This is a genomic window from Bradyrhizobium sp. 142 (genome assembly GCF_023074015.1).
Classification (GTDB): Bacteria; Pseudomonadota; Alphaproteobacteria; order Rhizobiales; family Xanthobacteraceae; genus Bradyrhizobium.
Genome location: NZ_JADPKQ010000489.1, coordinates 1 through 25,650, shown reverse-complemented (window position 1 = coordinate 25,650; position 25,650 = coordinate 1). Strand labels below are relative to the sequence as shown.

General features: G+C 63.0%; 23 protein-coding genes and 1 pseudogene. 19 read left to right on the top strand and 5 right to left on the bottom strand.

Annotated features, from left to right (window positions below):
* The first annotated feature begins 205 nt into the window (after positions 1–205).
* From ileS to arfB, 6 genes are all read left to right on the top strand, one after another.
* Positions 206–3,229 (top strand): isoleucine--tRNA ligase, encoded by a 3,024-nt coding sequence (gene ileS, locus IVA82_RS44270; protein WP_247383403.1) that lies wholly within the window; start codon positions 206–208, stop codon positions 3,227–3,229.
* Between the two features lie 9 nt (positions 3,230–3,238).
* Complete coding sequence (gene lspA / locus IVA82_RS44265) at positions 3,239–3,742, top strand: signal peptidase II (RefSeq protein ID WP_247383402.1); 504 nt, start codon at positions 3,239–3,241, stop codon at positions 3,740–3,742.
* Positions 3,743–3,826: 84 nt separating this feature from the next.
* Complete coding sequence (locus IVA82_RS44260) at positions 3,827–4,552, top strand: hypothetical protein (RefSeq protein ID WP_247383416.1); 726 nt, start codon at positions 3,827–3,829, stop codon at positions 4,550–4,552.
* Positions 4,553–4,770: 218 nt separating this feature from the next.
* Positions 4,771–6,162, top strand: coding sequence for a pitrilysin family protein (locus IVA82_RS44255; RefSeq protein ID WP_247383401.1), 1,392 nt, complete (start codon positions 4,771–4,773; stop codon positions 6,160–6,162).
* Entirely contained in the window at positions 6,159–7,535 is a 1,377-nt protein-coding gene (locus IVA82_RS44250) for a pitrilysin family protein (protein ID WP_247383400.1), read from the top strand. Before IVA82_RS44255 ends, IVA82_RS44250 begins: the two co-directional genes overlap by 4 nt.
* A 125-nt stretch (positions 7,536–7,660) precedes the next feature.
* Positions 7,661–8,077, top strand: a complete 417-nt coding sequence (gene arfB / locus IVA82_RS44245) for an alternative ribosome rescue aminoacyl-tRNA hydrolase ArfB (protein WP_247383399.1) — start codon at positions 7,661–7,663, stop codon at positions 8,075–8,077.
* 253 nt (positions 8,078–8,330) lie between these two features.
* Here the strand turns inward: arfB and IVA82_RS44240 are convergent, their stop codons facing one another.
* On the bottom strand, positions 8,331–8,639 hold the full coding sequence (locus IVA82_RS44240; protein WP_247383398.1) for a hypothetical protein: 309 nt from the start codon (positions 8,637–8,639) through the stop codon (positions 8,331–8,333).
* Between the two features lie 321 nt (positions 8,640–8,960).
* Between IVA82_RS44240 and IVA82_RS44235 the strand changes: the two genes are divergently transcribed.
* The 8 genes from IVA82_RS44235 (at position 8,961) to IVA82_RS44200 (ending at position 16,487) form a co-directional block, all read left to right on the top strand.
* Positions 8,961–9,347: a c-type cytochrome gene (locus IVA82_RS44235; RefSeq protein ID WP_247383397.1), complete on the top strand. Its 387-nt coding sequence runs from the start codon at positions 8,961–8,963 to the stop codon at positions 9,345–9,347.
* Entirely contained in the window at positions 9,348–9,743 is a 396-nt protein-coding gene (locus tag IVA82_RS44230; protein ID WP_247383396.1) for a VOC family protein, read from the top strand.
* A 33-nt stretch (positions 9,744–9,776) separates the two neighbouring features.
* Entirely contained in the window at positions 9,777–10,319 is a 543-nt protein-coding gene (locus tag IVA82_RS44225) for a gluconate 2-dehydrogenase subunit 3 family protein (RefSeq protein WP_247383395.1), read from the top strand.
* Positions 10,320–10,347: 28 nt separating this feature from the next.
* The gene (locus IVA82_RS44220) at positions 10,348–11,916 is read left to right on the top strand and encodes a GMC family oxidoreductase (RefSeq protein WP_247383394.1); all 1,569 of its coding nucleotides are present in this window, start codon (positions 10,348–10,350) and stop codon (positions 11,914–11,916) included.
* 737 nt (positions 11,917–12,653) lie between these two features.
* On the top strand, positions 12,654–13,061 hold the full coding sequence (locus IVA82_RS44215) for a hypothetical protein (protein WP_247383393.1): 408 nt from the start codon (positions 12,654–12,656) through the stop codon (positions 13,059–13,061).
* 278 nt (positions 13,062–13,339) lie between these two features.
* A complete protein-coding gene (locus IVA82_RS44210; RefSeq protein ID WP_247383392.1) occupies positions 13,340–13,666 on the top strand; it encodes a DUF3303 family protein in 327 nt (108 codons plus the stop codon).
* An 827-nt stretch (positions 13,667–14,493) separates the two neighbouring features.
* On the top strand, positions 14,494–16,077 hold the full coding sequence (locus IVA82_RS44205) for a tetratricopeptide repeat protein (protein WP_247383391.1): 1,584 nt from the start codon (positions 14,494–14,496) through the stop codon (positions 16,075–16,077).
* Positions 16,078–16,106: 29 nt separating this feature from the next.
* Positions 16,107–16,487 (top strand): hypothetical protein, encoded by a 381-nt coding sequence (locus IVA82_RS44200; RefSeq protein WP_247383390.1) that lies wholly within the window; start codon positions 16,107–16,109, stop codon positions 16,485–16,487.
* 492 nt (positions 16,488–16,979) lie between these two features.
* On the opposite strand, the gene IVA82_RS44195 is transcribed toward IVA82_RS44200, so the two are convergent.
* Positions 16,980–17,297, bottom strand: coding sequence for a ribbon-helix-helix domain-containing protein (locus IVA82_RS44195; protein WP_247383389.1), 318 nt, complete (start codon positions 17,295–17,297; stop codon positions 16,980–16,982).
* A 236-nt stretch (positions 17,298–17,533) separates the two neighbouring features.
* Between IVA82_RS44195 and mutL the strand changes: the two genes are divergently transcribed.
* Positions 17,534–19,345, top strand: a complete 1,812-nt coding sequence (gene mutL / locus IVA82_RS44190; protein WP_247383388.1) for a DNA mismatch repair endonuclease MutL — start codon at positions 17,534–17,536, stop codon at positions 19,343–19,345.
* Positions 19,346–19,375: 30 nt separating this feature from the next.
* Here the strand turns inward: mutL and IVA82_RS44185 are convergent, their stop codons facing one another.
* Both IVA82_RS44185 and IVA82_RS44180 read right to left on the bottom strand, forming a co-directional pair.
* On the bottom strand, positions 19,376–20,284 hold the full coding sequence (locus IVA82_RS44185; protein WP_247383387.1) for an SMP-30/gluconolactonase/LRE family protein: 909 nt from the start codon (positions 20,282–20,284) through the stop codon (positions 19,376–19,378).
* A gap of 11 nt (positions 20,285–20,295) precedes the next feature.
* Positions 20,296–20,964 (bottom strand): GntR family transcriptional regulator, encoded by a 669-nt coding sequence (locus IVA82_RS44180; protein WP_247383415.1) that lies wholly within the window; start codon positions 20,962–20,964, stop codon positions 20,296–20,298.
* Positions 20,965–21,133: 169 nt separating this feature from the next.
* On the opposite strand from IVA82_RS44180, the gene IVA82_RS44175 reads away from it, so the two are divergent.
* Genes IVA82_RS44175 through IVA82_RS44160 form a run of 4 tightly spaced genes read left to right on the top strand, consistent with a single transcriptional unit; the run spans position 21,134 to position 24,513 of the window.
* Positions 21,134–22,147, top strand: coding sequence for a TRAP transporter substrate-binding protein (locus tag IVA82_RS44175; RefSeq protein WP_247383386.1), 1,014 nt, complete (start codon positions 21,134–21,136; stop codon positions 22,145–22,147).
* 49 nt (positions 22,148–22,196) lie between these two features.
* Positions 22,197–22,679, top strand: a complete 483-nt coding sequence (locus tag IVA82_RS44170) for a TRAP transporter small permease (protein ID WP_247383385.1) — start codon at positions 22,197–22,199, stop codon at positions 22,677–22,679.
* 34 nt (positions 22,680–22,713) lie between these two features.
* The gene (locus tag IVA82_RS44165) at positions 22,714–23,994 is read left to right on the top strand and encodes a TRAP transporter large permease subunit (protein ID WP_247383384.1); all 1,281 of its coding nucleotides are present in this window, start codon (positions 22,714–22,716) and stop codon (positions 23,992–23,994) included.
* Positions 23,995–24,018: 24 nt separating this feature from the next.
* A complete protein-coding gene (locus IVA82_RS44160; protein WP_247383383.1) occupies positions 24,019–24,513 on the top strand; it encodes a type II 3-dehydroquinate dehydratase in 495 nt (164 codons plus the stop codon).
* A gap of 230 nt (positions 24,514–24,743) precedes the next feature.
* Here IVA82_RS44160 and IVA82_RS44155 read toward each other — a convergent pair.
* A pseudogene (locus tag IVA82_RS44155) lies at positions 24,744–25,650 on the bottom strand (transposase); the annotation flags it as partial.

Here is a 25,650-nt window from a genome sequence, read left to right as displayed (position 1 = left end):
ACTGCACTCTGTCCGGCATCTAGACCTTTGCGCTTCCCCGGCCTGACTGCTATGGAGAGCCCATGTTTGCGCGGCGCACCATAGGGATTAGCGGCCCGGCTTCCGCCTGAGCCTTCGGCTCGGCGCAAGACCGGGATGTCGTCGTTTCACCCCGCGATTCCAGTCGCTATCCATTTTCCGCGCCCCTTCCGAGCCAGTCAGCCTCATGTCCGAAAAGCCACAAAAGTCCGACGCCAAAGACTATTCGAAAACCCTGTTCCTGCCGCAGACGGAATTCCCGATGCGTGCCGGCCTGCCGCAGCGCGAGCCGGAGATCCTCAAGCGCTGGTACGAGATCGGCCTCTACGAGAAGCTGCGCGAGAGCGCGAAGGGCCGCGACAAGTTCGTGCTGCATGACGGCCCACCCTATGCCAACGGCAACATCCATATCGGCACGTCGCTGAACAAGATCCTGAAGGATCTCGTCACCAAGAGCCAGCAGATGCTCGGCTTCGATTCCAACTACGTCCCGGGCTGGGACTGCCACGGCCTGCCGATCGAGTGGAAGGTCGAGGAGGAGCACTATCGCAAGAAGGGCAAACAGAAGCCCGACTTCCGCGACAGTGCCGCGATGATCGATTTCCGCAGGGAATGCCGTGCCTACGCGACACACTGGCTCGGCGTGCAGCGCGAGGAGTTCAAGCGCCTCGGCGTGATCGGCGACTGGGATCATCCCTACGCCACGATGACGTATCCCGCCGAAGCCCAGATCGCGCGCGAACTGATGAAGTTCGCGGCCAACGGCACGCTCTACCGCGGCTCCAAGCCGGTGATGTGGAGCGTGGTCGAGAAGACCGCGCTCGCCGAGGCCGAGGTCGAATACGAGGACTACACCTCCGATACGGTGTGGGTGAAATTCCCGGTCACCTCGCCTGCACATGGCGCGCTCGCCTCCGCAAGCGTCGTGATCTGGACCACCACGCCCTGGACCCTGCCGGGCAACCGCGCCATCTCGTTCTCGCCGAAGATCGCCTACGGCCTTTATAAGGTGACAGACGCGCCGGCCGACAATTGGACCAAGACCGGCGATCTCCTGATCCTCGCCGATGCGCTCGCCGAAGAGGTGTTCAAGCAGGCGCGCGTGACGGCCTTTGAGAAAGTTCGCGACATCCCTAGCGATACCATGGACGCGATCGAATGCGCCCATCCCCTCAAGGGCCTTGCCGGCGGCTACGAGTTCATCGTGCCGCTACTCCCGGGCGATCATGTCACCGACGATACCGGCACCGGATTCGTGCATACGGCGCCCGGCCATGGCCGCGAGGACTTCGATGCCTGGACGGCGCAGGCGCGCGATCTCGATGCCCGCGGCATCAAGACGGCGATCCCTTACACGGTCGACGAGAACGGCGCCTACACAGATCATGCCCCTGGCTTCGTCGGAAAACGTGTCATCAACGACAAGGGCGAGAAGGGCGAGGCCAACGAGGCCGTGATCAAGGCGCTTGTCGAAAAAGGCATGCTGCTCGCGCGCGGCCGGCTGAAGCACCAATATCCGCATTCCTGGCGCTCCAAGAAGCCGGTGATCTTCCGCAACACGCCGCAATGGTTCATCGCAATGGACAAACCTATTGTGGACGACCCGGGCAAGCCCGGGGCTACGGATATTGCCTCCAAATCCGGCGACACGTTGCGCGCGCGCGCGCTGCACGCGATCTCGGTCACGCAATGGGTGCCGCCGTCGGGCGAGAACCGCATCAACGGCATGATCGAATCGCGCCCCGACTGGGTGATCTCGCGCCAGCGCGCCTGGGGCGTGCCGATCGCTGTGTTCGTGCGTGAGAAGGGCGACGGCTCCGCCGAGATCCTTCAGGACGAGGCCGTCAACACCCGCATCGGCGAAGCCTTCGAAAAGGAAGGCGCCGACGCCTGGTACGCGCAAGGCGCGCGCGAGCGTTTCCTGGGGGCGCGCGCGAGCGAGGACTGGCAGAACGTCGACGACATCCTCGACGTCTGGTTCGATTCCGGCTCCACGCATGCCTTCGTGCTCGAAGATCCCGTGCACTTCCCCGGCCTTGCCGGCATCAAGCGCAAGGTCGACGGTGGCAAGGACACCGTGATGTACCTCGAAGGCTCGGACCAGCATCGCGGCTGGTTCCACTCCTCGCTGCTGGAAAGCTGCGGCACGCGCGGCCGGGCGCCCTACGACATCGTGCTGACGCACGGGTTCACCCAGGACGAGCACGGCCGCAAGATGTCGAAGTCGCTCGGCAATACCATCGAGCCGCAGGTCGTCATCAAGGAATCCGGCGCCGACATTTTGCGGCTCTGGGTCGCCGCCTGCGACTACACTGACGACCAGCGCATCGGTCCGGAGATCCTGAAGAACACGGTCGAGACCTATCGCAAGCTGCGCAACACCGTGCGCTGGATGCTCGGCACGCTGCATCATTACAAGCCCGCTGACGCGGTCGCGCTCGCCGAGATGCCGGAGCTCGAACGGCTGATGCTGCACGAGCTCGCGGTGCGGGCCGCCACGATCCGCAAGGCCTATCAGGAGTTCGACTACAAGACGGTGGTTGCGACGCTGTCCGCCTTCCTGAACAGCGAGCTCTCCGCGTTCTATTTCGACATCCGCAAGGACACGCTCTATTGCGATCCGCCGTCGTCGCTGACTCGCAAGGCGGCGCTGACCACGATTGATCAGCTCTGCAACGCGGTCCTGAAATGGCTGGCGCCGGTCCTGAGCTTCACCGCGGAGGAAGCCTGGCGGATGTACAGGCCTGATGCCGAGCCCTCCGTGCATCTGACCCAGTTCCCGCAAGGCCTCGAAAAGCTCCGCGACGACAAACTCGCCGCGAAATGGGAGGCGATCCGCAACGTGCGCCGCGTCGTCACCGGCGCGCTCGAGCTCGAGCGTGCCGCCAAGAATATCGGCTCGTCGCTGGAGGCGTCACCGGTCATCTATGTCGCCGATCGCGACATGCTGGCGACGCTGTTCGACACAGATCTCGCCGAGATCTGCATCACTTCGAACTACGAGGTGCGCGAGGATGAGGCGCCGGCGGGCGCGTTCCGTCTCGATGCCGTGCCCGGCGTCGCCGTCGTGGTGGAGAAGGCGCAAGGCACCAAATGCGCCCGCTCCTGGAAGATTTCGCCGACGGTCGGCGAAGACCCAGAATATCCCGACGTCACCCCGCGCGATGCCAAGGCGCTCCGCGAATGGAAGGCGCTGGGGGCGGAGGTCTGATCCCTGGTCATGACACCCCTCCGCGCCGGCATTATCTCGGCCCTGGTCACGGTCGTCCTCGACCAGGCCTCAAAGCTTTGGCTGCTGAACGTGTTCGACCTCGCCCGTCGCGGCGCGGTGAAGGTGACGCCGTTTTTCGACCTCGTGCTGGCCTGGAACATCGGGATCAGCTTCGGCTGGCTTCAGAACGACGGCCAGGCGGCGCAGTTCGCGCTGATGGCGGTCAAAGTCATCGCGGTGGTTGCGCTGGCGATCTGGATGGCCCGGTCGCACACCTTCCTTGCGACCGTCGCGCTGGGGCTGATCATCGGGGGTGCCATCGGCAACAGTATTGATCGTCTCGCCTATGGCGCGGTGGTCGATTTCGCCCTGTTTCACGTCGAGATCGGCGGAAATACCTTTAACTGGTACGTCTTTAACCTCGCCGACGTGGCCATCGTTGCTGGCGTGGCGGCGCTATTGTATGATTCCTTTCTGGGGTACCCGCCGCAAAAGCGCCCTGATCCCGGCTGATACGGGCCGGCAGGCGGAACCTTGCCCTGCGGGGTCGGCCGTGCGCGACGCGGTCATCTGCCACAATTTGGAACAGGTACAGTGATGCGCAGCTCCGAGACCAGCGTTTCGATGGTTCGAGATCCCCGGCAAGGGTTCTGGAGAGCGCTGAAATTGTCCGCTGTCGCGCTCGGCGTCGGTCTCGTCATGTCGGCGGGCGCAGCCCGCGCCGGCGACGACGAGGACGATGACGAAATGACCTTCGAAGAGAAGCTCATCGACAATCTGATGTCCGGCATCGGTGGCAAGAGCATGGAGAAGCCCGGCATCGAATACCGCGAGCGCTCGCCGCTCGTCGTGCCGCCCAAGCTCGACCTGCCGCCGCCGGCTGCCACCGAGGCCAACGCTGCGCCGAACTGGCCGAAGGATCCCGACGAGAAGCGCCGCAAGGAAGCCATCGCCGCGCGGAAGAAAGCGACCAAAGCGACGGAGACCTGGCAGGCCGGCCGGCCGCTGTCGCCGAGCGAGATGAACGCGGCCAGGACGGCTGCACCGTCCCGCCAGAACAACGACCCGGTCCAGCCCGGCAACAGCACCAATAACCCGACGCTCAGCCCCGCCCAACTCGGATATACTGGCGGCCTGTGGAAGCTCTTCAAAGGGAGCGACCCCGAGTCCAAGCAGTTCACGTCGGAGCCGCCGCGCCAATCGCTGGTAGAACCTCCGCCGGGATATCAGACGCCGTCGCCGAACTATGCCTACGGCTCCGGGCCGGATAATTCGAAGCGAACTTACTTCGACGTCATGTCCGGCAAGGAGAAGGAGCAATAACGCTCCTGTCCCGCAGCAAGGTTCGAGGCGCGAACCGGACGATCCCGGTCCGTGCGGGCGGGACGTGGCCCATGATTGCTTGGCCCATCATTCTTGGCCCATGATTGCTTCGAGTTAATTGGCGTTCCCTGCTTCGTGACGCGAAGCGTCAGCCGCACGGTGTACGATGCCGTGCCTCCGAGCCGGACATCCGTGCTCGGCTTTTCATAAGGATCATGATGTCCCCTTACCGATCGGCTGCCCGCCTCCTTGCCGCGCTGCTTTCGACCAGTGTCCTTTCGGCCGGCGCTGCCCTCGCCCAGACCACGGTGACATCGGCCCCGCCCGCCAGCTTCACGCTCAGCAACGGCCTCCAGGTCGTGGTGATCCCGGACCACCGCACCCCCGTGGTCACGGAGATGATCTGGTACAAGGTCGGCTCGGCGGACGAGACACCGGGCAAATCCGGGCTCGCCCACTTCCTCGAGCACCTGATGTTCAAGGGTACGGACAAGCACCCGGTCGGCGAATTCTCCCAGACCGTGCTTCGCGTCGGCGGCAACGAGAACGCCTCCACCTCAGTCGACTACACCAACTATTACCAGCGCGTGCCGCGCGAGCAGCTGCCGACCATGATGGAGTTCGAGGCCGACCGCATGACCGGCCTAATCCTCAAGGACGAGAACGTGCTGCCCGAACGCGACGTCGTGCTCGAAGAGTACAACATGCGCGTCGCCAACAATCCCGACGCGCGGCTGAACGAGCAGATCATGGCGGCGCTCTATCTCAACCATCCCTACGGCCGGCCCGTGATCGGCTGGCACCAGGAAATCGAGAAGCTCGACCGCGAGGATGCGCTCGCCTTCTACCGCCGCTTCTACGCGCCCAACAACGCCATCCTGGTCATCGCCGGCGACGTCGAGGCCGCCGAAATCCGTCCGCTGGTCGAGCGCAATTTCGGGCCGATTGCAGCCCAGCCGGCGATCCCGGCGCGGCGCATCCGCCCGCAGGAGCCGGATCCGGCCGCGCCGCGCACCGTCACGCTATCGGATCCGCGCGTCGAGCAACCCAGCGTGCGGCGCTACTATCTGGTGCCCTCGGCCGCGACCGCCGCAGCCGGCGAGAGCGCCGCCCTCGACGTGCTGGCGCAGTTGATGGGCAGCGGCAGCAATTCCTATCTCTACCGCGCCCTCGTCGTCGACAAGCCGCTCGCCGTCTCCGCCAACGCTAGCTATTCAAGCATCTCGCTCGATCCGACCCAGTTCGCGGTCTCGGCCGCGCCGAAAGCCGGCGTCAGCTTCGCCGAGGTCGAGCAGGTCGTCGACGGCGTCATCGCCGACCTCGCGCAGAACCCGGTTCGCGCCGAAGACCTGGAGCGGGTCAAGACCCAGCTCATCGCGGAAGCGATCTACGCCCAGGACAACCAGGCGGTGCTGGCGCGCTGGTATGGCGGCGCGCTGACCACGGGCCTGTCGATCGAGGACATCAGAAGCTGGCCGGACCGCATCCGCGCGGTCACCGCCGAACAGGTTCGCGCTGTCGCACAGAAATGGCTCGAGAAGAAGCGTTCGGTAACGGGCTATCTGATCAAGGACACAGCTAGCACCAAGCGCGAGGAGAAGCGTTCGTGACCTATCCTTTTGCTTTCTCGCGCGCGCGGCGCATCGCATTGTCCGTTGCCGCCGGCGCGCTGCTCGCGCTGGCCACGATCTCGCCGTCACAGGCGGCCGCAAAGATCCAGCACCTGATCTCACCGGGCGGCATCGAGGCCTGGTTCGTACAGGACGCGACCGTGCCGCTGATCGCCATGGAATATTCCTTTGCCGGCGGCTCGGCCCAGGATCCCAAGGACAAATCGGGCGTCGCCAATCTGGTCGGCGACCTCCTCGACGAAGGCTCCGGCGATCTCGACTCCAAGACGTTCCACGAGCGTCTGGACCGTCGCGCCATCGAGCTGTCCTTCAGCGCCACCCGCGATAGCTTCCGCGGCAGCCTGCGCATGCTGCGCGACAACAAGGACGAAGCCTTCGACCTGTTGCGGATGGCTCTGACCTCGCCGCATTTCGAGGCTGCCGACGTCGAGCGCATCCGCTCGCAGGTCATCTCGGGGCTGCGCCGCGAGACCACCAATCCGTCATCGCTGGCGAGCCGCAAATTCCTCGAGGTCGCCTTCGGCGATCATCCCTATGGCCGGCAGACCAACGGCAACCTCGACAGCGTGCCGACCATCACGGTCGCCGACATGAAGGACTATGTTGGCCGCGTGCTTGCCAAGGACGGACTGAAGGTCGCGGTGGTCGGTGACGTCGATCCGGCCACGCTCGGCAAGCTGCTCGACCAGACATTCGGCGCGCTCCCCGCCAAGGCCAACCTCGTGCCGGTGCCCGACATCGAGGCCGCCAAGCCGCCGCAGCGCGCCTTCGTGGCGCTCGATGTGCCGCAGACGGTGATCACCTTCGGCGGCCCCGGCGTGAAGCGCAGCGATCCGAACTTCATGGCGGCCTATGTCGTGAACCACATCCTCGGCGGCGGCGGATTGTCCTCCCGGCTCTATCGCGAGGTCCGCGAGAAGCGCGGGCTGGCCTATTCTGTGTTCGAGTCCCTGCTGTGGATGGAGCATTCGGCGGTCTTCATCGGCAACACCGGCACGCGCGCCGACCGCGCCGGCGACACCATCGATGCCATCGAGAAGGAGGTGCGCCGTATCGCCGAGGAGGGCCCGACGCAGAAGGAGCTCGACGAGGCCAAGTCCTATCTCAAGGGCTCGCAGATGCTGGCGCTGGACACCTCCTCCAAGCTCGCGCAGGCGCTGCTGCAGTACCAGCAGGACAAGCTGCCGATCGACTACATCGAGAAGCGCAACGCCATCGTCGATGCGGTGACGTTTGACGACGCCAAGACGGCCGCCAAGCGCCTGTGGGGCCAGGGGCTGTTGACCGTCGTGGTCGGCCGCGCGCCCCAGGCCGCCGCGCAACCGGCGGCAGCGGTGCCCAAGTCGAACTGACTGTCGAACTGACGCCTTCCCTACGCGTCCTGAAATGGCCGGGCTCGCCCGACCATTTGCGTTTCTGGCGCCATTGCCGAACCTGGATGTCCGGGATATGTCCGGGCATCACGAATGGTGCCACCATGCTGCGGATATCCCGCGATCTCGTCATTGACGAGGACGATATCGAGATCGGCTTCGTCCGCGCCTCCGGGCCCGGCGGGCAGAACGTCAACAAGGTCGCGACCTCGGCGCAACTGCGCTTCGACACCGCCAAGCTGACCTTGCCGGAGGATGCGCGCTTGCGCCTCGCCCGCCTCGCCGGCCAGCGCATGACCAAGGACGGCGTCATCGTGATCCAGGCGCAGCGCTTCCGCACCCAGGAGCGCAATCGCCAGGACGCCATCGACCGGCTCCTCGAGATCCTGCGCGAGGCCATGATACGGCCGACGCCGCGGCGCAAGACGCGGCCGACCTTTGCCTCCAAGCAGCGCCGGCTCGAGGGCAAGAAGCACCGCAGCGACGTCAAGGCAAAGCGCGGCCGCGGCTTCGACGACTGATCGATCGGGTTCGGCCTGACCCGTTTCACGACTGCCCAAACAAAAAAGTCGAAAACAACCCCATGCACAGTGGCCGGCAATTGCCGGCGCTATGCCCTGTGGGTTTGCGTAACTGTCTGACATCTTGGGTAGATCGGCGGCATCATCGGTGCGCCGGGGCGGGTTGCGCCCTTTCGACACGGAATTGCAACCCGGACAGCCAAAATAACCTCCGGCCGCGGGGGCGACCGGAGGCCTGTCGTTTCGCGGAAGACTAGTAACGCTTGCCTGGGGCGGCACCGCCCGACGTGGAATCGTCCGCGGTCCCTTTGTGCGTAGCGCTGCCTGTGGTGCCGGCCGAGCCCTTGGTGCCCTTGGTCGACTTCATGCCCATCTTCTCGCCCGCCGCGCCCGGCTGCGCGTTCAATTCCTCATCGTCGCCTGCCGATGCGCCGCCTTGGACGCCCTTGCTCTGCACGCCCCCACGCGCCTTGGTGTCGGACGAGACGCCTTGCGCCAGGACGGGTCCCGCGAGCAAGGCCGAAAGCGCGCATGCGATCACTGAGGTCTTCACTAACTTCATCCATTTCTCCTGGATTTTGTTCGCGATGAGCGGCTGGTGTTTTTCGCCGTTCGCCTGGACTGGACCGTCCCATCGCGCAGAGAGCCGAACGGCGCAGTCGCCATGCAATCCGGATCGTGTGGTCATCGTTGAGGGATTTCGCGGCAGTTTCGCGGAATTGTGCTCCTCATATGCGGCGGCGCGGAACATCGACGCGAGCCGCAAACGCCAAGTTCGGCCTCGCAACGGCTCCAACGAAACAGCCCGCTACTACCATCGCATGTTTGACGCCGCCTAGAGTTTGCGCACGCTGAATTTGATGTGAATGAGCGGACTTTGGCGATGCGCGCGATCGTGCTGGGATTGTGCACCGCAGTGATGCTGGTGATGCGAGGTGCTGACGCGCAGATGCCCTTGCCGGCTGCAAAGCCGCCGGACGGCGCGACGCTGTTCAAGCAGCAATGCGCGGTGTGCCACACCACCAACCTGTCGGAACCGATGCGGCAAGGCCCGCCGCTGGTCAAAATCGTGGGACGGCCGGCCGGCAGGGTCGAAGGGTTTCACTATTCGGACGGCCTCGCGAGAGCCGACTTCGCCTGGGACGAGGCCAGGCTCGACGCCTGGCTGACCAATCCGCAAGCCGTCGTTCCCGGCGTGGTCATGGTCTACCGGCAGGCCAAGCCGGAGATGCGCGCCGCCATCATCGCCTTTCTGAAGGAGCTGAACTGAATGGCAAAGCCGGTCCATTCCATGATCCGCGTGTGCGACGAGGCCCGCTCGCTCGATTTCTACAGGCGCGCCTTCGGCCTCGAAGTCGCCGACCATCTGAAATTCGGGGATTTCGCCCTGATCTATCTGCGGCACCCGTCCTCGCCCTTCGAACTGGAGCTGACGGTCAATTTCGATCGCAAGGAACCGTACGCGCTCGGCGACGGCTACGGCCACCTCGCGGTGGTGGTCGAGGACCTCGATGCCGAACATGCGCGATTCGAGCGCGAGCAACTCGCGCCGGGGCCGCTGCGCGATTTCAAGCACGACGGCAGGACGCTGGCGCGCTTCTTCTTCGTCAGCGATCCCGACGGCTACAAGATCGAGGTGATCCAGCGCGGCGGACGTTTCAACTGACCAAAACACAAATCAAGATTAACGGAGGAATCCATGAGAGAAGTCGATCGCCGAAGCAAGCACAGCCGCCGCGTCTTTCTCAAGGGCGCGGCGAGTGCCGTGCCGGTCGCCGCAGTCGCGGCCGCCGTCAACATCGAAGGCGCCTGGGCCGATGAGGCGAGCGCGCTGACACCTGCGACAATGAAGACGCTGCTGAAGGTCGCGCGCGATATCTATCCGCACGATTTCCTCGGCGACAGCTACTACATCACCGCGATCAAACCGTGGGACGACAAGGCGGCGAAGGATCCCGCGGTCAAGGCGCTGATCAGCGACGGCATCAGCAGGCTTAACCAGAACGCGCGCGACCGCCACAAGGTGGCTTACGCGGACGTCCCCTGGGAATCCGATCGCGTCGTGCTGCTCAAGGAGATCGAGCAGAGCGACTTCTTCCAGAAGGTACGCGGCGACCTCGTCGTATCACTCTACAACCAGAAAGAGGTCTGGCCGCGGTTCGGCTACGAGGGCTCCTCCGCCGAGCATGGCGGCTACATTAACCGCGGCTTTGCCGACATCGACTGGCTGCCGAAAGCTTAGATCACCTCAACGGTTCAGGAGAACGCATATGGCAAAATTCGATCTGAACGACTCTGGCGTTGCGGTGATCGTCGGCTCCGGCGCCGGCGGCGGCACGCTGGGCAACGAGCTCGCGCAGAAGGGCGTCAAGGTCGTCATCCTCGAGGCCGGTCCGCGCATCGAGAACCATGACTTCATCAACGACGAGTGGGACAGCTTTTCCCAGCTGGCCTGGACCGATGCCCGCACCACATCGGGAACATGGCGCGTCGCCAAGGACTTTTCCGGTCTTCCGGCCTGGATCGTCAAGGCGGTCGGCGGCTCGACCGTGCATTGGGCCGGCGCATCGCTGCGCTTCGACGAGCACGAGTTCAGGGTCAAGAGCACCTACGGCAACATTCCCGGCGCCAACCTGTTGGACTGGCCGGTGACGCTCGCGGAGATGGAGCCGTGGTACGCCAAGGCCGAGAACAAGATGGGCGTGACCCGCACCAACGGCATTCCCGGACTTCCCGGCAACAATAACTTCAAGGTGCTCGAGGCCGGCGCGAAGAAGCTCGGCTACAAGACCGTGCACACCGGCAACATGGCGATCAACAGCCAGCCGCGCGACGGGCGCGGATCCTGCCAGCAGATCGGCTTCTGCTTCCAGGGCTGCAAGTCCGGTGCAAAATGGTCGACGCTCTACACCGAGATCCCCAAGGGCGAGGCGACCGGAAATCTGGAGGTCCGTCCGAGCAGCATGGCGGTCAAGATCGAGCACGATGCGAGCGGCAAAGTCACCGGCGTCGTCTACGCCGACGAACGAGGTGCCATGCAGCGTCAGAAGGCCCGCATCGTCGCGGTCGCCGGCAACTCGATCGAAAGTCCGCGGCTGCTGCTGAACAGCGCCTCGACCATGTTCCCCGATGGCCTCGCCAATTCGTCGGGACAGGTCGGCCGCAACTACATGCGTCACATGACCGGCAGCGTCTATGCCGTGTTCGAAAAATCGGTGCACATGTATCGCGGCACCACCATGGCCGGCATCATCCGCGACGAGGCGGCGAACAATCCGAAGCGCGGCTTCGTCGGCGGCTACGAGATGGAGACGCTATCGCTCGGCCTGCCCTTCATGGCGGCGTTCCTCAATCCCGGCGCCTGGGGACGCCCGTTCACCGCAGCGATCGACGGCTATCCGCGCATGGCCGGCATGTGGCTGGTCGGCGAGGACATGGCGCAGGAGACCAACCGCATCACGCTCGATCCGACCGTCAAGGACAAGTTCGGCCAGCCGGTCGCGAGCGTGCATTTCGACGACCATCCCAACGACATCGCGATGCGCGCCCACGCCTACAAGCAGGGCTCGGCGGTGTACGACGCCGTCGGCGCCACCGTGACCTATCCGACGCCGCCCTATCCGAGCACGCACAATCTCGGCACCAACCGGATGAGCGAGAAGCCGCGCGACGGCGTGGTTAACAAGTTCGGCCAGAGCCACGACGTCAAGAATTTGTTCGTCTCCGACGGCAGTCAGTTCACCAGCGGCGCAGCCTGCAACCCAACCCTGACCATCGTCGCGCTTGCCATCCGGCAGGCGGATTACATCGCGGGCGCGATGCAGAAGAAGGAGATCTGACGTCAGTAGCCACCGCGTCCGCACGGACGAATGTGGCAGGAAAGTTCGCCGCGGCCATCCTTCGAGGCGCCCGCCTACGGCGGGCCCTCAGGATGAGGTCGCGTTTGCGGCGAGATATCAGACACTCATGGTGAGGAGCCCGCCAAAGCGGGTGTCTCGAATCATTCAGGCCGAGCATATGCAATGCATGACCCCAGGGAGCAATTTGGCGAAATTCGTCGTTCGGGACTGTGGCGCGTACCCATAAATTCGTCGCGTTCGCTTTGCTCTCAGAAGGCGACTTTGAAGCCGACATGGCTACGTGTCGGCCTGGGCCAACTCCGGACGTCTGCGGGAGCAGCATGATCGCCTCCGCACTCGACGCCAATAGGTCGTGGCCGCGCCCTTACTGCGACCAACCGCAGGACCAGTCAGTGACACTGACTTGCGTATTCAGTTGGTCGCAGTGTGAAGTTGCTGACACCGGGTCCGATCTTCAGGCCCTAAGCAAACTGAGGCATTATGCCTCTTGGGCGAAAACACCCATTTCTAGGGCGCGTCCAGTCTCGTAGAATGTGGTTGCCCTTGAAGCGGGATGTGCCGAAGTCACCGTTCGGGACGAACGAGCAGTACTAGCGCTGTCGGCAGGTACGCGACCCTCTGAGACCGCCCCCTTTTTGGTTTCACACCACGATTTCACATTCCACACGCGCGCAGCTTTTGCGGCGGCTTGTTGCAGTAACCTAAGGAGAAAAGCGATGAGCAAGATCGATCGAAGGTCTGCATTGGCATTCGGGTTGGCAGCGGCTACGGCGGCCATGATAAAGCCCGCCGCCGCTCAAACTACGGGCTACAAGGACTCAACTCCGTGGCCAGGTGTGGTGGTGCGTGAGTATGATGGCGAGACACCATCGCTGATCCCGGGTTTTAAGACCGTCTCAATGCGCGACATCATCATGCAGCCGGGATCGAAGACTATGGGCCCCCCGATGATGAATGCCATGGTCTGCCATATCACCGAAGGAGAGCTTCGGCTTGAGCAGGACGAAAAGACCTTTACCGGCAAGAAGAATTTTGTCTGGACCTGCAACAAGGACACAAAGGAGCAGGCGTTCAATGATGGGAACGTGGTCGCAATTATGCGGATCACGGACCTGAAGGCTTAAGGCTCGTTTTTTCGCAAGAAATCGATTGTAGGAGCGAATGGCACACGCGACGGCGCGCCATTTGCGTGCAGGACCGCTACGCGCCGATCGCGTCGGTTTGCCCTCTGACGGTGACTTCCGGGTTGCGCCGAATTTCTGGATATGTCGCTGCGCCAACCGATGCGATGGGCCATGACCGGACAACTTCTCGACCAATGAGGCCGCTCTCGCCGCTGCTAACACTTGCGCGACCGCTCGCACTTAAGATTAGATGGGGCGCGTGGTGAAGGAGGTGTTTCATGAAATACATGCTCGAATATACAGTCCGCACTGCCGGCCTTTCCTTTGACCAAAACTTTGCAGGGTCGCAATCGCTTCTTGCTGCGTTCAGCAAGTGGACGCCGGATGAAGAGAAGGGACTGACGATACACGCGTTCGTAGCGAATCTGGCGGGACGAGGGGGCTATGTTTTGGTCGAAGCCAACGACCCAAAAGCCATCACCGCCTTCGTGGCAAAGTACAACTTCTGGAATGACATTGATGTCGTTCCGGTCGTCGATATCAGCGAGTCAGTGCCGATAAACGCGAGTTCACTCGAATGGGGGAGACAAGCGTCTAAGGGCTAGTTGGCGGACGATATGAAATCGACGAGCGCCTCGACAATTGGTCGAGGCGTCTCAATTCAAAGACTACTGGAACATGAAGAGTGAGAGGCCGATGTCTGAATTGGGTCATTCGCGTCGGTCTACCCGCAACTTTGGGACTTCCGCTCGTTTTCTGCCGTCAGCGCGTCGAGACTCGCTTGCAGCTCAAGGCTGAGCTAGAGTTCATGCCGTCTCAATCAAGTTCTGGGAATTGAGATGCATCGCTCTTTCCGAGTTCTTTTGCTGCTTTGCATGATCGCGAGCGCCAAGCCGGCCGATGCACAGGAATGCGCGGCACTTTCTGGCCGAATGCGATTGGCCTGCGCGGTAGCAAATTATCCCGCGTTCGGCGCCCAAGTCGAGCGCTGCAAGGATGAGGCGCGCGCAATGGGCTTACGGGTTGTGAGAGGTGATCCCGGATTTAACGGCTACGTGGCCGGTTGTGTACGTCGCCTTCCGGCGGTAGCTCGACTTCAGCGGAATGCTATCACGCACCATTGACGGCGATATGGCGGAGCTTAGCGACCTGTCAACGAGCCTGTCCACTACCTCAGGGGCAGCTCGATGGTCTGAGATCCGCTGTGGGTCAGAATCTGACCTCAGCGAGAAAGCGCCGTCGGGTCGCTATGGGCTCACCTTCGGACGCGGCGCGGCGGAGGCAAGTCACAACAAGCGTAATTATCGCTGACATACCTTGGAGTCCAGGCAGACCTGGAGAGTGCGAAGTAGAAATCGTGGCTGGCCTCATGAAATCGGCATAATCTCTCAACTCGCTCTGTTGGAGTTCGAATGTCGCCATGGAGCTGGTCATGAAAAACAAATCATTCGTCGTAGTCGCTATAGCGACAGCAGGCCTTTCGCTCGCGCAACCCGCATTGGGACAATCGGACGAGAAACTTGGTACCGTAAATTTCGAAACGTCGTGCAAACCGGAAGCGCAGGAACTTTTCGACCGCGGGATGCTGTACCAGCACTCGTTCTGGTACCGCGCGTCGCAAAAGGTTTTCGAAGATGCACTGAAGGTCGACCCCGAATGCGGCATCGCCTATTGGGGCATCGGGCTCAGCCTTTTGTTGAATCCTCATGTGCCGACGCCTGCGAAGAACCTCGCCGAGGGCGCGGCCATAATCGCCAAGGGAAAGAGTGTTGGTGCCAAGACCCAGCGCGAACGCGACTACCTCGATGCGCTGGGCGTTATGTACGCCGACTACGACAAGGTCGATCACCGTACGCGCATGCAAGCTTACGCCAAGGCCATGGAGCAACTAGCACAGCGCTACCCCAATGATGACGAAGCGCAGATCTACTATGCGCTCGCCCTAAACACCTCGGCTTCACCGGCCGACAAAACCTACGCCAACCAGCTCAAGGGCGCGGCAATCCTGGAGCCGATCGCAATACGCCTGCCACAACATCCTGGTGTGGCGCATTACTTGATTCACCTTTACGACTATCCGCCGATCGCCGAGAGAGGCCTTGATGCCGCCCGACGCTACGCCAAGGTCGCGCCAGCGTCAGCACATGCCCAGCACATGCCATCACACATCTTTACGCGCGTCGGCCAGTGGAAAGAGTCGATTGCTTCCAACGTTGAATCATCGCGTGTCGCGAAAGCGGACAAAGAGGGCCACGATCAACTGCACGCCATGGATTACCTGGTCTACGCCTATCTACAACTCGGACAGGATGAGAAAGCCGCAGCCATTATCGACCAGATGAACGCGGTCACCGACTTCACCGAGACTTTCATCGCCGGGCCATACGCGCTGGCCGCTTCCCCGGCGCGCTACGCAGTTGAGCGCGGCGATTGGAAGGCTGCGGCGACGCTTCAAGTCCGCTCCAGTCCGCTGGCTCACGTGCAGGCGATCACTCATTTCGCGCGGGCGCTAGGCGCGGCCCGCTTGGGTAATCCTGAATCCGCCAAAACTGACATCGCAAGACTCACCGAGCTGCGCGACAAGTTGCGAGATGCCAAGGACGCATATTGGTCGCAACAAGTCGATATTCAGCGGCAAGTCGCCGCCGCCTGGCTGCTCTACGCCGAAGGCAACCGCGACGATGCGCTGAAGGCGATGAGTGCCGCTGCCGATGCCGAGGACAAGACCGAGAAGCATCCAGTGACGCCGGGCGTGCTCAGACCGGCGCGCGAACTCTATGGAGTTATGCTGCTCGAGAGCGGCAATGCTAATGAAGCACTTGCCGCCTTCGAGGCAACGCTGCGGAAGGAGCCAAGCCGACTCGGCGCCTTTATGGGTGCGGCCAAGGCCGCGGAAAACTCCGGTGAGTCCGCCAAAGCTCGAGAATACTACGGTCAGGTTGTCGCGATCGCCGATGCCGCCGATAACACTCGCACCGAGTTTGCAGAGGCGCGTGCGTTCTTGACGAAGCGCTAAAAAGCCGACGAGAGGCGTGGGAGCACACCGTGAGAGCAGTTTTTCTGCCGATCGTTCTGGGCAGCCTTGCGAGCCCGGCCAGCGCTCAGTCGCTTGAGGTCGTCGGATATTCTGGCTATCTGGGCGAGTGGGAGTTGACCGCCACCGTGACGGAAACGGGTTCCGGCCATATGAAGGAATACTCTGGGCCATTAACGATGAAGCACATCGGAGTGTGCACTCAGGATGGTCCGGAGGAGAAGACCGGTGAAATGCGTTTTCAGGTATCGGCCTCATCATCCCAGTTGAACGCGACAGTCTCAGTTGCCGGCGTCGAATGCACCTACAGTGGACGGCTGTCAGACTCCTATACAGGCACCATGAAATGTCCTGATCGTCAGGCGGTTCCCCTGAAGCTGTGGCTGAGATAATGGCCCTGCCGAGAGACATTCCCCTGAATAACATGCACACCGAGAGCTGCGGACCATAAGCGAGCCGAACGAGATCGTGTGGGCGCCGGATCCTTTTAGTTAGTCTGCATCAGCGGGCACGCACTGACGTTGGCACGTCAGTTTGCCGCCTGTCGCAAGCAATTGCAGCGCGGCTCCGGCGGAGCGGATAAGGACCGGTCCGGTCTTAACGTCGCTCTCGCGTGGTTCTCGTCCAAATGGCGAATGGCAGCGTCGCGTTGAGGCGCTGCGACTCCCGCTCCGGGCAAAATGCGAAAAACTCCGCGTGAGCAAATCCGGTCGGACGAGCAGTCCGTCACCAAACTTCTCCCCGGGGGGGCCCGGCCTTCGCCGGGACGACATTGAGGAAGCAGGTTCGCGCCATCTCCTCCCCACCACGACGTGGTGCCTCTGTCCAAACGCACAGAGCCACACTCGGATTTGGGAAGCGCCCCAGTCTGACGAAAGTTCGTACTATTCAGCCGCATCGAGGATCGGCGCAACGGTTGCCTTGAAATCCTGTACCGGCGCGACGTTCCGGGAGCGATAGATCAGGCAGGAGCAGCGCAACAGCGAGGCGAAGTTATTGACCTCGCCGTGATGGTTCAACACCTCGTTGTAGAGCGTCGTCAGAAATTTTGCGACGCTCATGTTCTCCTTCGCGGCGATCTCCTCCAGCGTGTCCCAGAACGCCATTTCCAGCCGGATCGAGGTGCAATGCCCATCGATCCGCAGCGAGCGGGTCTGGGATTCGTAGTCGCGTTGGGGCTGGTGCGCGAACAAATGGCACATGGCGTCCTCCCGTCCTGTTGCCGTTTTTTCACGATGCTATACCGCTGCCCGATGCCTCACAATCCGGCCGAAGCCCGATGGCGCGGACAATTCCCGCACCCGCGGCCTGCGCGATCGTCCAATGTCTTCAAGGTGATAGGCACCCCTTTTCCCCAGCGCGCCACGCGCCTGTTGCTCAACCCATGCTTTTGACGCAACACGGCATAGAATAGCGTCCCGAATCTGAAACCGAGCCCATGCCCGTCCGCCAACTGCCAGAGCAGGTCGTCAACCGCATCGCCGCCGGCGAGGTGGTCGAACGTCCCGCGAGCGTGGTCAAGGAACTGGTCGAGAACGCCGTCGATGCCGGCGCGAGCCGGATCGACGTCTTCACCGACGGCGGCGGCCGGCGCCGGATCGGCATCACCGACGACGGCGGCGGCATGACCGCCAGCGACCTGGCGCTGGCGGTGGAACGCCACGCCACCTCCAAGCTCGACGACGAAGACCTGCTCCAGATCCGCACGCTCGGGTTCCGCGGCGAGGCGCTGCCCTCGATCGGCTCCGTCGCGCGTCTCTCGATCACGACGCGGCACGCCAGCGAGCCGCATGCCTGGGCGCTGACCGTCGAGGGCGGCGAGAAGTCCGAGATCATGCCGGCGGCGCTGGCGCATGGCACGCGCGTCGAGGTCAACGACCTCTTCTACGCGACGCCGGCGCGGCTGAAATTTCTCAAGACCGACCGCACCGAGGCCGAGGCCATCCGCGAGGTGGTGCGGCGGCTGGCGATGGCGCGGCCCGATGTCGCCTTCACGCTGGCAGGCGAGGAGCGCGCGCCGGTGACCTGGGCCGCCGCGCTGCCCGGCACCGCCGGACGGCTGACGCGGCTCGGCGATATCTTGGGGGCGGAGTTTCGCAGCCACGCCATTGAGGTGCATGCGGAGCGCGAGGGCGTCGTGGTCGCCGGCTATGCCGCGGCACCCGCGCTGACCAAGGCCAATGCGCTCGGGCAATATCTCTTCGTCAACGGCCGGCCGGTGCGCGACAAGCTGATCTTAGGGGCGGTGCGCGCGGCCTATTCCGATTATTTGCCGCGCGACCGCCATCCCGTGGTGGCGCTGTTCGTCACGCTCGACCCGCGCGAGGTCGACGCCAACGTCCATCCCGCCAAGACCGAGGTGCGCTTTCGCAATGCCGGCCTGGTGCGTGCACTGATCGTGCACGGATTGAAGGAAGGGCTCGCGCGCGAGGGCCGGCGCACGGCGGCCAACAGCGGCGACAGCGCGCTGTCCTCATTCCGGCCTGCTTTCGCGCCGCGCCCGGCGAGCTGGGACTGGCGGGCGTCGCCATCCGCGCCGAGCGGGCCGCCGCCGCCTTTCGCCGGTGCCGCAGCGCCCGCGTTCGCCGAACGCAGCCAGGCCGCATTCGACGTCGGCGCGCCCAGTGCCGACGTGCGGATCGACGCGCAGCCCGTGAGCGATCTCGTCGACCGTCCGCTCGGTGCCGCGCGCACCCAGCTCCACGAGACCTACATCGTCTCGCAGACGCGCGACGGGTTGATCATCGTCGACCAGCATGCTGCCCATGAGCGCATCGTCTATGAGCGCCTGAAGGCCTCGCTGGCCGCGAACGGCGTGCAGCGGCAGATCCTGCTGATCCCGGAGATCGTCGAGATGGACGAGGCCATTGTGGAGCGCCTGCTTGCGCGCAGCGACGAGCTGGCATCGTTCGGCCTTACGATCGAATCCTTCGGCCCAGGCGCGGTCGCGGTGCGCGAGACGCCGTCTTTGCTCGGCAAGACCAATGCCGGCGGGCTCTTGCGCGATCTCGCCGAGCACATGGCCGAATGGGACGAGGCGCTTCCTCTCGAACGTCGCCTGATGCACGTCGCCGCCACCATAGCCTGCCACGGCTCGGTGCGCGCCGGCCGCAGGCTCAGGCCCGAGGAAATGAATGCACTGCTGCGCGAGATGGAGGAAACGCCGAACTCCGGTCAGTGCAATCACGGCCGGCCGACCTATGTCGAGCTGAAGCTTGCGGATGTCGAGAAGCTGTTCGGGCGCAGGTGAATCCGGCGGCTGATGAGCCACCGGACAGTCTTACACCTGGGAATTGACCGCGAAGCGGTGCTCTGGAAGACCCTGCGCAATGCCATGAATGGCAAACAGGTGGCCCGCATGGGGCTCGAGGCTCAGTTGCTCGGGGCCCAGAAACTTTCTCGCGCTGGTGATGAACATGGTCTTCAGGTCTGTTCCACCGAAGCCTACGCATGTCGGATTGGTGACTGGCATGGCAATGACCGTATCGATGAGGCCGTCCGACCGATAGCGCACCACACGGCCACTCGAGAAGAATGCGGTCCAAAGCCCACCGTCGACGTCGACGCAAGCGCCGTCCGGCCGCTCTTTCGTGGCGCTGTAATCGGCGAACAGCCTTCTGTTGCCGATCACGCCCTCATCAAGATCGAAGTCGAAACACCAGGTGCAGTATCGCCGGGTGTCGGTGAAATACAGGGTGCGATTGTCCGGCGAAAACGCGATTCCGTTGGTCACGATGACGCCCCCGAACAGGCGCGCGACCGTGCCGTCGCCACCGACCCGATACAGCGCGCCGTTTGGCCGATGAAGTTCATTGTCCATGGTCCCGATCCAGAGACGCCCGCGCGCGTCGACACGGCCGTCATTGAGCCGGTTGTCCAGATCGTGTTCGACCTCGCAAAAGTGGTTCAATAGACCGCTTGCGGGGTCCCGCCGCCGCAGGCTCAGATCCTGCGCGAGGAAATGTGAGCCGTCAGATGCCAATGCCTGGCTGCCGAGAAACCGGCAGTCGTGGCGCGTTGAGCTGTGGGCGGCGCCCGTCGACGGATCGAATGATTGATGGAGGTGCCGGTCGATATCGATCCACCAGAGCCTGCTCGAGTGGTCGCACCACAGCGGCGTCTCACCCAGCACGTCCGCGGCAGCAACGGCGATTTCCACGCGATGGGCCGGGATAATACGTGCCGTCACCGCGCCCCCTTTCAGCGCAGCGAGCCGTTCGCGAGCGCGTGCGCGACGCAATTGTTGACATGCGCGGACAGCACCTTCTGCGCCGTCTCGGCATCGCGCTTCAATGCGCATGCGAGCACGGTTCGGTGCTGCTCGGCTGGCTCGGCGCCGCGATAGTGGAATGCCACCATCTGGTAGCGGAAGTATTTGTCGAAGACGAGGCTATGCGTTTCCATCAGCACGCGCGATCCGCAGTTCGAGATCAGCGCCTGATGGAATTCGCCGTCATAGCGCTTCCACTGTTCCGGCTCGCCGATGCCGGTGTCCATGAGCCGCTCCGTCGAGGCGAGCTTGTGATGGGCGGAGACGATGCGGCCCTCCCATTCGACGTCGGCGTTAGCGAACGAGATCGCCATCGCGTGGGACTCAAGCAGCAGCCGCAGGCCGGCAAGCTCGCGCAAATTATCGGCAGAGACCGCGGCCACTTCGAAGCCGCGCCTGCCCTCCGCTGTCACGAAACCCTCGGCGGCCAGCCGGGTCAGGATCTCGCGCAGCGTGCTGACGCTCGCGCCATAGCTCTGGCGCAACGCCTCGAGCTTGAGCCTTTGGCCGGGCCCAAGCCGGCCGAATATGATGTCAGTCCGGATCCTGCGGTAGCAGTCCTCGCTGACCGCGGTTTCTTCCTTGTCGATCAAAGACATTGCGTTGGCCTTGGTTGGCGTCGGGGAGCCGGCTCTCATTCGCTATCCTATGACGATACAGAAATCGTATGATAAACACCATTTCCTATTTTGACTATCCAAGTCTCATATGCTTCTCTTCGTCAAAGCCGCGGCGCCAGATCGCGGACGTGATCACAGGGAGGTCGACATGCGGTGGAAGATGCTGGGTTTGGTGGTCGCGGCGAGCGCTGTTCTCGCGGCATTGCCGGCGACTGCGCAGGTGCAGGAGCGGACAATCCGCTGGGGGCACCTCAACAATACGGATCACCCGGTCAGCCTCGGCGTGCAGAAGTTCGCCGAGGTCCTCGCCGCCAAGAGCGGCGGCAAGCTCAAGATCCGCGAATTTCCCGCCTCCCAACTTGGCAACGAGTTGCAACAGCAATCGGCCGTTCGCGGCGGCACCCAGGAAATCTTCTCGGCTTCGACCACGTCGCTCGCCGGCGTCGTCAAGGACCTCGGTTTGTTCGACTTCCCCTTCACCGTCGCCACCTTCGACCAGGCGACCGCGCTCGCCGAGGGCACGTTTGGCAAGGCGATGATGGACCTGCTGCCCGAAAAGGACCTCATCCCGCTCGGCTATTGGGGCCTGGGCTTCCGCAATGTCACCAATAGCAGGGGACCGGTGGCGAAGCTCGAGGATCTTGCCGGCCTGAAGCTGCGCGTGATTCCCAATCCGGTCTATCTGGAGACCTTCAAGGCGTTCAAGGCCAACCCGGTGCCGATGGCCTTCGGCGAACTCTATACTGCGCTCGAGAACAAGACGGTCGACGGCCAGGAGAATCCCTACAGCGTCATCCTGTCGAACAAGTTCTATGAGGTGCAGAAATACGTCTCTGCGACCAATCACACCTTCACCCAGAACATCATCATCGTGAGCAAGAAGTTCTGGGACAAGCTCTCGCCAGAGGAGCAGAAGATGCTGCGCGATACCTACGCGGAGACCGTTCAGTATCAGCGCGAGCAGACCAAGCGCGCCGCCGACCAGGCGCTCGGCGAGCTCAAAGCCAAGGGCATGCAATTCAACGAAATCGCGCCGGCGGAGCACGCGCGGATGCAGGATGCCGTGAAGCCGGTCATCGACAAGTTCTCCGGGGAATACGATCCCGAGAAGGTCAAGCTCTTCAATACCGAGCTCGTGCGCATTCGCAGCGCGGTCAAGTGACCAGGACAGATCCTTGATGGCAAAGATCCTCGATTTCTACTGCGAGGTCTTGAAGGCGGCGATCGCGCTTTGCCTCGCGGCGATGGTGGCCCTGGTGTTCAGCAACGTCGTGCTCCGCTACGCCTTCAATTCCGGGATCGCGATCTCAGAGGAGCTGTCACGCTGGCTGCTGGTCTGGTTGACCTTTCTCGGAGCGATCGTTGCGTTGCGCCAGCACGCCCACCTCGGCGTCGATACGCTGGTGCGTGCGCTGTCGCCCCGGGGCAGGCGCGTCTGCTTCGTCGCCAGCTACCTGCTGATGCTGTACGCCGATTGGCTGCTCACGCTCGGGAGCGCGAAACAGGCCGTCCTGACATTTGGCGACGCGGCGCCGGCGTCGGGGATTTCGGTCGGCCTGTTCTTCTATTCGTCCGGGCTGGTTTTCGGCATCTCGGCAGCAATCATCCTTGCCTACGACCTGTTCCGCGTCGTGACCGGAGCGGCTAGCGAAGAAGACCTCATTGCAGTGAAGGAAAGCGACGAGCACACCTGAGCGCCACGGCTCTGGTTTTCCGTCCGGCAGCAGCATGACGATCGCGGTTTTCACATTCTCGCTGCTTGGGGCCATGGCGCTCGGCATGCCGATTGCGTTCGCGCTGATCGTGTGCGGCGTCGCCCTGATGCACTTCCTCGACATCTTCGATTCGCAGATCGTCGCACAGAACATCATCAACGGAGCCGACAGCTTTCCGCTGATGGCCGTGCCGTTCTTCATGCTGGCCGGCGAGGTCATGAACAAAGGCGGGCTGGCGAAGCGGATCGTGAATATCGCGCTGGCGCTGGTCGGTCACGTGCGCGGCGGGCTGGGCTATGTTGCCATCCTGGCGTCCTGCGCACTCGCCTCGCTGTCCGGATCGGCCGCCGCGGACGCGGCTGCGCTGGCGGCCCTGCTGGTCCCGATGATGGTCGCGGCGGGCCACAAGAGAATGTACGCGGCGGGCCTGGTCGCGGCGGGCGGAATCATCGCACCGATCATTCCGCCGAGCATCGGTTTCGTGCTGTTCGGGGTCGCCGGCGGAGTCTCGATCTCCAAGCTGTTTCTCGCTGGGATCGTCCCTGGGCTGCTTCTGGGGGTGGGACTCTGCTTTGCCTGGTGGTGGGTCGCCCGCGGCGAGAACATCGAAAGTCCGCCACGGAAGTCGTTGCGGGAAATCGGCCGGGAGGTGGCCGACGGCTTCTGGGCGCTGATGCTCCCGGTGATCATCGTCGTCGGCCTGCGCTTCGGAATCTTTACGCCGACGGAGGCCGCGGTCGTCGTTGCGGTCTACGCGCTGTTCGTCGCGACCTGCATCTATCGCGAGCTGAAGCTGTCGCAGCTTTACGAGGTCATGGTCTCGGCGGCGCTCAGCACCAGCATTGTGATGTTCCTGGTCGCCGCAGCCCTGGTCTCCTCATGGCTCATCACCGTCGCCGAGATCGCCACCCAGGTGGTGGATTTGGTGCGTCCGTTCATGGGCAACCAGACGCTGCTGATGCTTGCGATCATGGTGCTGGTCGTCGTCGTCGGGACCGCGCTCGACATGGCGCCTACGATCCTGATCCTGACGCCGATCCTGATGCCCATCGTCAAACAGGCCGGCATCGATCCGGTCTATTTCGGCGTCCTGTTCATCATCAACAATGCGATCGGATTGATCACGCCGCCGGTAGGCGTCGTCTTGAACGTCGTGTGCGGCGTTTCCCGGATCAGCATGGAAGAGATCATCAAAGGCGTGTGGCCGTTCATGATCGCGCAACTGGTCGTGCTGTTTCTGATGGTGCTCTTCCCGCAATTGGTCACCGGACCCGCCAAATGGTTTGGTGGCTAATCAATTCAAAGAAGGAGCGGTCCGATGGTGGCGAGGATCATGGTCCTGAACGGGCCCAATCTCAATTTCCTGGGCATCAGGGAGCCGCACATCTACGGCTCGACGACACTTGGCGAGATCGAGGCAAGCTGCGAGGAGGTCGCCAAGCTGCTGGGCGTCTCGCTCTCCTTCCATCAATCCAATATCGAGGGCGAACTCGTCAGCTTGATCCAATCGGCCCATGGCAGCGCGGATGCGATCATCATCAATCCGGCGGCGTTCTCGTTCACATCGATTGCCCTGATCGATGCCCTGAAGATCTTCGGCGGCCCGAAGATCGAGGTCCACATCTCGAATATCCACGCCAGGGACGAGCTCCACCGGCACTCCATCACGTCCAGCGTGTCGACCGCAGTGATTTGCGGGCTTGGACCTTACGGTTATATCGCTGCCATCGTCGCTGCCGTTCAGAGACTGGGACGCCTGCCCGAGGCCGTTCCTGCGGCCTTGCACGGCTTGCGTCCGGGCAGCCAGGCGTAGATGGCCCGGGTCGGCCGTGGCGAGGGCGCCACCGCCCTCGGCCCTGCAGCATATTCGGAGGGTGGGTGCGATGGATGCCACAGGGGCTTTGGATCCCTGTCTCAAGCAGGCTAGCTACTTTCCGGCGCAAAAATCGCGGTTCTGATGGGCGCGGTCAACCAGGCAGACAATAAGAAGCCCCGGCGGGGGGCGGCGGGGCGATGTGAGGCCAAGATTGCGCTGGAAGTGGACTACTTTTGGAGTGACTGCTGTTCCATCACGCGACCGATGCTGATGAGGTTGTCGGCGACAACGCCGAGCCCGACCCAGCGCTTGATTCCGGCGCTGCCTTTGTAGCGGCAGCGATCGAGCCCGTGCCGCCGTTTGGCGACGCTGATGCGCCCCTCGCATCCGGTCCGCCATTTCTGGCCGTTGCGGAACCAACGCTTCTTCTGCTCGCGCTTGCGGGCGACGCTCTTGGTGGAACGATTGGGGATGCAGACGCGCTTGACGCCGCTCGCCTTCGCCGCGGCTTCATTCCTGGCGGAATAGAACCCGGCATCTGCCGCGACCAGACGTGGCGTGCGACCGAGCTTGGCTTGGTGGATTTCGATGGCCGGGATCAACAGGTCCGAATCGCTCGGCCGCCGATCATAGACTTCGTAGTCGATCACGATCTGGTTTTCGGCTTCCTGCAGCTATCGAGCAGCCGCAGTTTTACGCTTCGCGTTCGGTCGCGCAGCTTGGTTCCGGCCGCGCCCGCGATCTCGGTGACCTTCTTCATGGTGCGGATCAGCACCCTAACCCCGTCACCCAGCAACGTGCTGTCGGTCGGGTAATGGATGTTGGTCTCCACCACCGTCGTATCCACACGCATTCTGCGTCCCTGCGTCACCCCTTGTTGCTGCGCGATTTGCACGATCCGGTCGTGGATCTGTCTGATTGTCTCCGGATCCACAGCCAGGCCCCAGCGCCCCATCGTCTTGGCGTCCGGCATCTTGCCGCCGCCCACACGGGTGAAGTCGCGATACACCAGATTGGCGCGCACTTCACGTTCCAGCACGTGATAGCTCCAGTTGCGAACATGCTTGAGGATCAACAACCGCAACACCACCTCGGCCGGCGCGCCCAGCCGACCACGACTGCGGCTCTTGTGCG